Genomic DNA, 2,470 nt, shown 5'->3' with positions numbered 1-2,470 from the left:
TAGCTGCCGCGCTGGGCGGAGCCGGGCGCCTGCTGGATCAGGTAGCCGAGGTTGAGCTGGGTGGCGGCGCTGCTGCTGGCCAGGCGCGTGCGCACCTGGCCGGGGGTGTCGTCGAGCTGCCATTGGCCGTAGCCGCTGCGGTCGAAGTTCTGGCTGTGGATGCCGGAGATGGTGCCGGCATGGTTCACGCCCGCGTCCACGCCCGCCGCGAAGGGCGGGGCGTCGCTGCCGGTGTAGAGCTGGGCCACCACCACCGGGCGGTCCATGTCGCCTTCGATGAAGTCGACCAGCACTTCGGTGCCGATGCGCGGCGTGAACTGGGTGCCCCAGTTGGGGCCGGCCAGCGCTTCGGCCACGCGCACCCAGGTGCCGGTGCGCTCGTCGCCGGGGGCGCTGCCCTTGGCGTCGGTGTTGTGGGCCATGCCGCCGGCGTTGGCGCCTTCGCCGCGCTGCCAGGCGAATTGCACGCGCACCTGGCGGTCGCGCGTGGTGGTGGAGACGGCGTCGGTCAGGCCGACCGCGGTGGCCGTTGAGTTCCGGCGTGCTGTACGCGTTGCGGTATGCCTACGCTGAGCCTTGGCCCCTATTAAAACGACGATTAACTATTCAAAAACGGCGAATAATGGCTCTCTGAATCGTGAACTGGGCGATTTCGATGGCTGCTATTTAATTGTCATCATCTAGCTCGGGATCCGAGTAATCTATGCGCGACGACGGGAAATGGCTCTTGAATATTCTAGTACGCCGATCTGTCGCAGTTTCATTTGGGTCGATCTGATCGGGATAAATTAAATCTATCGAAAAATCGTCAGAGTTAATCAAATAGATTAACACTTTCCACGTCTTGTTCCCTGCTGTTTTATTCCAGTTTTCCCAGAAGGAGGTTATGACATCCTGCAGCTCTGATGGACAGAACTTGAACGTCGCCTCTCCAGGCGTTTTGCTTTCATAGACCATTGATGCCGCAATGAATCCATCGTCCAGCTCAGCGTATACCAACATTTTTCCGCCATAGTCTTCAACCCAGCTCAGGGCTTCGGACCCTATTTTTTGATAAAATTCTTCTGACATTGTCTGATTCATTTTCAATCTTTCTATTTTCCACCGCGTACGTTCCTGAAGTTGGCTTGACTGGGAACGCCATCGATTGAGTAGTTAATTCTAAGTGTCGAGGGTCTGAGCGAGTCGCCGACATACTCTGGTTTTATATCTACAATTACTTCTTTTCCAGCTTTTAAAGCTCGGTCCCATTCGTTTTCCATGACCTTGTAAGCACTCCGATTCAAGTTCATGTCCTGAGCGAAGTGATTTAGTTCATCCGTCGGGCCATCGAAGCGTCTTCCGATAAAGTGGCCGCCCTCATCGGTTTTGAGCCTATCAGTTCCCCCCGCTTTTAATTGCGCTTGGGTATTACGAGATTGCGCCGGGTTACTCTTCAGCTTACCCTTTATTCTACCAACGCGTCCTGCCTCATCCAGCGTATACTCGTAACCGTTTCTTATCTCAACCTTAGTTGCTGGCTTGCTTGATGATGGCTCTTTGCAATTTTCACAGTCTGGATCTTTCTTTGCTGCCGACTTTTCTTGCTTTGCGGCGGCATCCTTCGCCGCCTCAGCCTCTTTCGCAATTTTAGCTTCCTTGGCGGCCACTTCGGCCGCTTCGGCTTGTTTTTTTGCTTTCGTCAGGTCCGCGACGGTTTGCGTCAGTGCGGCGACTTTCTTCTCCAGGCCCATGATGGCCTTGGTAGCGCGTACGGCTTTGGCGGGTTTGGCCAGCGCGTCGCCCAAATAGGGCACCATGCTGACGGTGCTGAGCGCTGCGCCCCAGTAGTCGCCGCGCGCGATCGAGATGCCGGCGCCGACGATGTCGGAAGCCGGCGTGGGATCGACCAGCCCCGCCGCATCGGCAGCGGCGCCGGCGATTTCCAGCTTCAGGTCGTTGTCGGCCTTGGCCAGTGCCGTTGTCGCGTCCGAGAGTTTTTTGGTGATGTCTTGCAGGTTCATCATGGCTGCGCACCCGTTTGGCCAGGCGCCAGTTCAAACAGGGCGTCGTAGCGCTTGGCCTTGACGATTTGCTCCCAGGCCTGTTCCGGCAGTTGCGCAATCATCCGGCTCAGGCGGTCGGCCTGCGGCACATCGGGGTTGCTCAGATGGGACTTGACCATGGCGTTGTCGTCGAACGAGGGCGACACGGTCATCATCAGGCCGGCGAACAAGTGCTGCGCGCTGGGATCGGTGATGCCGTAGCCGTTGGCGCGGCTGACCGCAGCGATGGCCGCCTCCCGCAGCATGCCGCGCTTGATGCCGGCAATGTCTTCCGGGCAGGTGTCTTCCCAGTGCCGGATGATGCTGTCATACAGGTTCTCCTTGTCGAAGTACATCAGCTGGTCGCGCTGGGCCAGCGTAAGGCTGATGGGGGCGAAGGCGTAGCGGGCGATGTCGGCCGGCGTGGCGGGCACGATGTCGATGCT

3 protein-coding genes and 1 pseudogene are annotated in these 2,470 nt (G+C 58.3%); all 4 read right to left on the bottom strand.

Annotated elements, in window-relative coordinates; all coding sequences use genetic code 11:
• Positions 1–467: phage baseplate assembly protein V (locus AC6H42_RS01965; protein WP_497547304.1), on the bottom strand; the 467-nt coding region annotated here is incomplete at its 3' end.
• A 199-nt stretch (positions 468–666) separates the two neighbouring features.
• Positions 667–1,083, bottom strand: a complete 417-nt coding sequence (locus tag AC6H42_RS01960) for a hypothetical protein (protein WP_057155416.1) — start codon at positions 1,081–1,083, stop codon at positions 667–669.
• An 11-nt stretch (positions 1,084–1,094) separates the two neighbouring features.
• Positions 1,095–2,006, bottom strand: coding sequence for a DNA/RNA non-specific endonuclease (locus tag AC6H42_RS01955; protein ID WP_497547303.1), 912 nt, complete (start codon positions 2,004–2,006; stop codon positions 1,095–1,097).
• A pseudogene (locus AC6H42_RS01950) lies at positions 2,003–2,470 on the bottom strand (hypothetical protein); the annotation flags it as partial. The pseudogene AC6H42_RS01950 and the gene AC6H42_RS01955, both read right to left, overlap by 4 nt.

This window comes from Massilia sp. NBRC 108631 (genome assembly GCF_059704565.1).
The sequence above is the reverse complement of the archived record's forward strand: the minus strand, read 5'-3'. Positions and strand labels throughout refer to the sequence as shown.

Excerpts from the sequence above, each read along its gene's own strand:
- AC6H42_RS01960 (WP_057155416.1), bottom strand. The coding sequence starts at position 1,083 with ATGAATCAGACAATGTCAGAAGAATTTTATCAAAAAATAGGGTCCGAA.
- AC6H42_RS01955 (WP_497547303.1), bottom strand. The coding sequence starts at position 2,006 with ATGATGAACCTGCAAGACATCACCAAAAAACTCTCGGACGCGACAACG.